This window comes from Secundilactobacillus similis DSM 23365 = JCM 2765, assembly GCF_001311075.1.
GTDB lineage: Bacteria > Bacillota > Bacilli > Lactobacillales > Lactobacillaceae > Secundilactobacillus > Secundilactobacillus similis.
Genome location: NZ_BBAD01000018.1, coordinates 39,040 through 46,029 on the forward strand (window position 1 = coordinate 39,040; position 6,990 = coordinate 46,029).

The following is a 6,990-nucleotide window of genomic DNA, read 5'->3' on the forward strand; positions in this document are numbered from 1 at the left end:
TCGTCACCACTTATCCGTATTTTGTCTATTAGGTCTAGTTTATCACGTGGGTTGGGTTGTCGGGAGGGGGATTAGCGCGTTTTCTACTATAAGCAAGCCCCAATTTCAAATAATTAGGATATTAAGTCTAATTATTTGAAATGTGCCAACCATGAAGTAGAAATCTTTAGAGCGTAATCAGAAAAAAGCGTATACCAAATAAACCTATATCCCATACCGTTTTTTTAGTGGTATGATTTAGATATTGGAACGCATAATAGCTTTGTTGTAGTCATACACCTCACCGTGTTTGACTAGGCCTATTAACGTCCTAATTAGTCTGTGAATACAGGCGATAGTAAATTTTTTAGTCATTTTTTGAGCAGTCTTCCTGGCGAAAGACTGCTTTTTCTTTTGATAATAATCGGCAATGTGACAGAAATGGTTTGAGTTTTGACAAGTTCTATAAATCTGTTGAACGATGCGATAAAGAACCTTTCTAGCTACCGCATTACCACGTTTACTGATGGTATCAGTACCGACAAACTTGCCCGACTCGTAGTGTCGAAGATCAATGCCAACATAGGCATTAACTTGAGAGGCCCGTTGAAAGTGCCGGCTATCACCAATCTCTGCCATTAATTGACAAGCAGAAATGGCGGAGATCCCAGGAATTGAGCAGTATAACCGATATTCAGGCAATGGTTCTGCCAGCTGGGTCATTTGAGTCACTAGGCTGTCCTTATCGGCCATCAACTCTAATACGCGTTGAGTCAGTTGACGCAGACGCATAACCTCTGGTGAGTTTCTAGATAGACCGGGAACGGATTCGGCAGCGGCCTGTTGTAGAATCTTGGCGTATTTAGTCCAATGCGTCAGTGGATGAGCGTCATGTAACGCGTCGTATAGCTGTGCGGTAATCTGCTCAGTAGTCAGGTCGCGGACTAGCGCCGCATGAGGAAACTCATGGAAGAGTTCATAATAGAGTGGCAACTCGTTACTAACCGGAAATTTAACGAATGGAAAAACTTGTTGAAGCGCCCGATGAACGCGATTCTTAGCGGATACGATATCCTTATTGTCGTTTTCGTACCATTGATCGTATACCTTTAAATTTTCATACACATCAGTTTTGACAGACGTCACTGCGTAGTTTCGACTAGTTGCGATCTCCGCTAACTTAATCGCATCAACACGATCAGTTTTGTTTTGCCTTAAACGGGCGTTTAATTGACGCGCCATCAACGGGTTAATACAGTCAAAATCGTAGCTATTTTGATTAAAAAAAGTGGCGACTGATACCGAGTAAACGCCGGTAGCTTCAAATACGATGTGAGGTGTAGTCGGGAGAGTATCCAAAGTGTTCAGCAACTTTAGAAATCCGGCTGAATTCTTGGCAATACAGAAGGTTTGAAGTAACTCAGTATCGTTTAAAATCGCAACATCGAGTTTATAGGCACTGATATCAATGCCCACACCAATTTGAGATGAGTTCATAAGATGCCTCCAAGTTAAGTAAAAAGTAAAACCAAACATAGTGACTACTCAATTAATTTTCTAAACACGGCTTTATTTAGCAACATACTGAGAACAAAATTCATAGTCTTATGAAACGGCCAATTTCGGCAACGACATCACAAAAGGCGTGTGTCAAACGCGCAAGCGGCCTAGGTTTCATAACTACTTTATCAAAAAGTAGCGATAAAATACCGTCGTATTTTATCTGACTTTATCTTAGTATGATTTGAGCGATAATTGTTGAGTTGGTGGGGATTGTAGGGGGTTAAATCATGATATGGCTATGTAGGCGACTCCCGTAATACTGCCCCAAAGTCCGGAAATCGCTATTTAACTTGGCTGACTGCTGGCTTGCGACGTGCTTTACTACTACATTGTTTTCGGCGCCATTGGAACTTCTATTTTCCGCTTACCAACTCAATTATGAAGTTTGTCTGCGTTAGTTTATTCTGGCAGCCACGCCGAAACGCACTCCGCAAGGCAGCGACCTGCACATAAGCCCCTTTCACCACAACCCCCAAAAAACCGGGGATCACCGTTTAACTTAGCTAACTGCTGACTTGCGACGTGCTTTACTACTACATAGTTTTCGGCGCTATTGAAACTTTTGTTTTCCGCTTACCAATTCAATTATGAAGTTTGTCAGCGTTAGTGCGTTCTGGCAACCACGCCGAAACGCGCTCCGCAAGGCAGAGACCTGCACATAAGCCCCTCTCACCACAAACCCCAAAACCGGGGTTTCTGGCAAGAGGGCTTATGCTCCGGTCTCTAAACGCCTTGCTCCGCGCTCTACTCCATATTACTATGCTCCGCCGCCGCACTATCATTCGACACATGATCCCGCCGGCTAAGCATCAAGCACAAAATGTCCAACGTTACGTGGACGCTTTGGTCAAACAACGTGCTTAATAGTTGAATGGATTTGACTCCATCGCCCGCCTTGGTTGCGCCTGGGACCACGATGGTTGCGTCGCCCAGTTGGCCTAATGGGGATTGGGCGTTGCTCGTCACACTAACGACCGTGACGCCGTTTGCCTTGGCCTTTTCTGCTAATTCCACGATGCTGGCCGTTTTACCTGAGCCCGAAACGGCCACTAAAACGTCGCCCGCTTGGACAGATGGCGTGATGGTTTCGCCAATCGCAAATACCGTATAGCAATGTGCATTAACCGCATTGCGAAGCCCTTCGCCATTAAGCCTGAGCGACCTGCGCCCAGCACGAAGATCCGCTTGTCCTTTTGGATCAGTGCTTCCGCTTGGCTCAATTGTGCTTCGTCCACTTTACCCATTACTTCGTTGATTTCACCTAAAACTTGGTCAATTACTGTCATCGTTATTTGATAACCTCCACAAATTGTTTTGCTGCTGCGATTGGATCCGCTGCCTTCATGATGCCACTACCGACGATCACGCTCTCAGCGATGCCCTGTTTAGCTAACCGCTCAGCCGTATCCAGGTTGATACCACCTGCCACTGCGATCCGCTTCACGTTAGGGAATTGCTGGTGGAATTGCGCTGTCGTTTCAACCGCGTCAAAGTCCCCTTCAATATCCTTAGCGTGGTGGATGCCGTAGATGGCTTGGTCAAAGCCTGCAATCTCCGCCTTCTTCTCAGGCGTTGTTTTCATTAAGTCGATCAACATGTCCCGGCCAGCATCCGCCGTCACCTGCGCCACCTTAGTCAGCGTATCTAGGGAAGAGGCCCCCATCACCGTCAAGATATCGGCGCCGGCTTCAAAGCCCTTTTCAAACTCGTAGACGCCTTCATCAATCGTTTTTAAATCGACCAATAACTGCGCGTGCTGTAGTTTCAAGCCACTTTCCTTAATTCCCAACAGCCCGTAGTCTTTCGGAATCGACGTCCCGAACTCAATAATATCAACCAACGGATCCAGCTTCTGAGCCATCTCTACCGCATACGCCAACGGGACGCGGTCAATCGCAACTTGTAATTTCAATCTTCTGATACTCCTTCTCGTTCGTAAAATGCCGCCAGTTCAGTCGGTGTTGGGTAGCCATCGTTATCACCAGCCGTTTGTACCTGCAATGCGCCAACCGCATTGCCCCGGCAAATGGCCGACTTCAACGGTTTATCTTCCAACAGCGCCGTGATAACGCCTAACGCAAAACCATCACCAGCGCCAACCGTATCAACAACGTGATCCACTTTGAACCCAGCGACCGTAAAGCTTTCACCGGCCTTCGTCTTCACGTAAGCCCCGGCTGGGCCAACCTTCACGATCACCACCTGGGTCCGAGCACCCTTCAAGTAAAAGTCCGCAATCGTTTCTGGATCAGTTGAGCCCATCAAGATCTCACCTTCACCAACGCCCGGCATCACGATATCAGCTGAACCAGCTAGTTCGTTAATGGTTGCAATCATCTTCTCTTGACTGGACCACAGCGATGGCCGCAGGTTCGGATCAAAGGTGATGAGGATATTTTGATCAACCAAGCGTTTCAGCAACGTCCGGAACGTTTCCTCAGCCGTTGCCGAAATGGCGGGGAAGATGCCTGACATGTGGGCAATTTTAACACCGTCCAGTGATACCTTTTCAATGACGTCCTTGGTTAAATGACTCGCTGCCGAATTCTTCCGGTAGTTAAACGTCGCCGGATCACCCTTAGTTACCAGTTGTTTCAGTTGATGGCCCGTCCAGTGGTCTGGGTCTTCGCTGATGTAGGTCGTCCCGACCTTATGCGCCTTGATCGTCTTGATAACGTATTCGCCTAAAGGTTCATCGCCCACTTGAGAAATGTATTCGACGGAATGCCCCAGACGTTGGACGCCAATCGCAACGTTTAGTTCAGCGCCACCCAGAATTTTATGAAATTCCAAGGCGTCGACTAAGGACGCATCCGGTTCAGTTGACGCAAAGGTTGGGACGGGTTCACCAATTGTAATGACTTCACTCATGTTCGTTACCTCATTTCGTTTTGTAATGGTTAGCCAAAGAAGTAGAAGACCAGTGCTTCGTTAATGATCGAGACGATCCACATCAGCGGAACGCCGAGTTTTAAGAAATCCTTTGATTCGACTTTCATATAATCCAATCCCCAAACGTTCCAGGACTGGGTGATATCCGTTGAAACGGCCAGTAAGGTTGGCACGTACAGTAGTGGTAGCAAGAAAGCATCGTTGAACAGGCCCGTTCCTGATAGCACCGCCGCCGTAGCTGCCCCAGCGCCCCATACGTGGAAGGGTCCTCGGAAAAGCGCTAGTGGTGCTAAGATTCCAAACGCCAGTGCCAACACTAAGTGGCTGTGTGGCAGAATGGCCGCAAACAGTGGCCGGAACCGAACGGCATCCATCGAAGCTGCGCCGCTAAACATGATCAAGGCCATCAAGAACATGATCAACCCGGCAATGTCACTAATTGATTTTTGAATCGTACTGTTCAAGAAGTTCGTAAAGTCTTTGAAATTCTTCATGTTACCCGTGAGGAAAATTGCCAGTAACGTGGCCAGCGTCAGCGCTGGAATGGCGTCCTACTTGAATAACATGTTCATCAGCACGGGCACGACCGGAATAATAAAGGCAATTTTAGGCATCCGCTTGGTTTCACTGTCCTGCCCCGTTTCAGCCCCGATAATCTTCAAATTTTCATCAGCCTTGCTGGGGTCGATCCGCTTCCGGTTGAGGAGTAACAGGATCACAACCGCAATCAGTTGAACGACCATGGCCGCCGCACCGAAGATCAGGTATTTGCCACCATACTGGGCGTGAGGGAAGAACGCTTGATCTGGTTATAGAGCACAACGTTCAAGTACATTGGCGCTCCAATTGACAGCGAGAACACGGATAGGGCTAAATCCCGTGGCACCCCAACCGAGAGCAGGATTGGCAACAGAATAACGCCAATCGCAATCACGGAGCCCACACCATAAGCACTAACGAAAATCAAAGCGGTTACGAGAATCACCAGAATGCCGGCAATCAACGGTTTCTTCTTACCGACCTTGTTGGTTTCCTCCGAAATAGCGGGGGCAATGCCGCTTTCCACCAATACCCGGCCGAACCAGGAGCCAAACACGATGTAGATAATGGTTGGCCCGTAGTTCAAGGCTGGTTCAGCGAACACCTTTTGAATCACTTGGTCGGCGGGCACCATGCCCAAGATCGACCAGAGGATTGCCATCACGAAGAACCCAATCATCAGGTTACCGCCCTTAACGACGTACCAGATAAAGCCAGCGAATGAAATTAACAGTAGAATGGCGCTAATCGTTGATAACATAAGTTATGCACCTACTCCTTTTCGAAATAACGCAATTTGAGCGGTAATTTGGTCGTCCGATGCCATTGGGTATTCCAAGGCGTACTGGACGTTGGTTGGTAAGTTTGCGATGATCGTTTGCCAGTCGTAAATGCCGGTTGCCAGATCATCGGTAGTTTCAAGTTGGCCAGCCGTTTCAGCTGTGTTCTTCAAGTGAATGTAGTGGGTGTACGGCGCCAACGCCTGAGCGCTCGCAATCGCGTCACCGTGCGTAAAGGCCCAGTTACCGAGATCGTAAACGTACCCTAAACTCGTTAAGCCAGCTTCATGCGCAGCATCCAAGAACGTCTTGATTGCCGATACCGTTCCAGAAACGGCCGTTTGATCGTTTTCCACGTTCATTTCAATCGCATCCAGCGGTAAGTCGCTAAACGCCGTAGCAAGGTCGCCGGTGAAGTGGGCAAAGTCACCCGTGTTGAACTTGATCTTACTGATGCCCATTGTCTGCCCTTCTGCAAAGTACTGGCCTAGCTTCGGGTTCGCCTGACCGCCTTCAACGAACACTTCATCCGGCACGCTGTAGTTTACGATTAATCCGTGCGCCTTCGCCCGTTCCGCAACGGCCGGTAATTCAGTGGCTAGATCCGTAAAGTATTCCCGACGCACTTCAATCCCATCAGCACCAAGTCGTGCAACCCGATCGACTAAATCAGCCTGCTTAACCCCCTGCTTCACATCAGCTTCAAAAACCCAAGTATTTAAAATTAACGTCATGATTGCCATCTCCCATAGCGACTGAGCTGGTGCGCCAGTCCGCTTAAATTTATGTTGTTCGCTACGTTTGTTAAAAGTGATATCGCTTTCGAAAATCGTGGTAAACGTTTACCAAAGATTTGTCAACAATCTTTATTCGTTGATGAGAACACTGCTATAAACAATATCAGGAGAGATATGGTAGATTTAGGTTAACGTTTACCTAAATGTAGTCAGTAAATTTCAAAGCTCGTTTAAGTAAGCGCTTTCTAAAACACTGAGTCATCCCGCTTCAGCATTGCGTTTCGAGTTGCTCAATCATTCACCAGAGCCGAAATCATTTTTATAAACTGACTCGCAATTTCAATTCACTTTTCCAACATTTCTTTCTTCAAATAATTTAAAAATTAAATTTTGAGTAGTTGCTAATCCTTTAGGAAAATTGTGAGTATTCGCTGTCGTTTGTGTCCAGCGTAAGTGCGCGGAGTTTGTGAACCTTGGCTTCATTGACGCGTTAATCATGG

At 47.4% G+C, this 6,990-nt stretch carries 4 protein-coding genes and 2 pseudogenes; all 6 read right to left on the reverse strand.

Features of this window, described 5'->3' with window-relative positions:
• Nucleotides 1-237: 237 nt before the first annotated feature.
• On the reverse strand, nt 238-1,476 hold the full coding sequence (locus JCM2765_RS06130) for an IS110 family RNA-guided transposase (RefSeq protein WP_054734978.1): 1,239 nt from the start codon (nt 1,474-1,476) through the stop codon (nt 238-240).
• A gap of 810 nt (nt 1,477-2,286) precedes the next feature.
• Nucleotides 2,287-2,828: pseudogene (hxlB, locus tag JCM2765_RS06135) on the reverse strand (6-phospho-3-hexuloisomerase).
• Between the two features lie 2 nt (nt 2,829-2,830).
• The gene (locus JCM2765_RS06140; protein WP_054734982.1) at nt 2,831-3,454 is read right to left on the reverse strand and encodes an orotidine 5'-phosphate decarboxylase / HUMPS family protein; all 624 of its coding nucleotides are present in this window, start codon (nt 3,452-3,454) and stop codon (nt 2,831-2,833) included.
• Nucleotides 3,451-4,413 (reverse strand): sugar kinase, encoded by a 963-nt coding sequence (locus tag JCM2765_RS06145; RefSeq protein ID WP_054734985.1) that lies wholly within the window; start codon nt 4,411-4,413, stop codon nt 3,451-3,453. The genes JCM2765_RS06140 and JCM2765_RS06145 overlap by 4 nt, the downstream gene beginning before the upstream one ends.
• Before the next feature lie 29 nt (nt 4,414-4,442).
• A pseudogene (locus JCM2765_RS06150) lies at nt 4,443-5,734 on the reverse strand (gluconate:proton symporter).
• Between the two features lie 3 nt (nt 5,735-5,737).
• Nucleotides 5,738-6,487, reverse strand: coding sequence for a sugar phosphate isomerase/epimerase family protein (locus JCM2765_RS06155; protein ID WP_054734989.1), 750 nt, complete (start codon nt 6,485-6,487; stop codon nt 5,738-5,740).
• Between the last annotated feature and the right edge of the window lie 503 nt (nt 6,488-6,990).

Coding starts and splice junctions, on each gene's coding strand:
- JCM2765_RS06130 (WP_054734978.1), bottom strand. CDS start 1,476: ATGAACTCATCTCAAATTGGTGTGGGCATTGATATCAGTGCCTATAAA.
- JCM2765_RS06155 (WP_054734989.1), bottom strand. CDS start 6,487: ATGACGTTAATTTTAAATACTTGGGTTTTTGAAGCTGATGTGAAGCAG.
- JCM2765_RS06145 (WP_054734985.1), bottom strand. CDS start 4,413: ATGAGTGAAGTCATTACAATTGGTGAACCCGTCCCAACCTTTGCGTCA.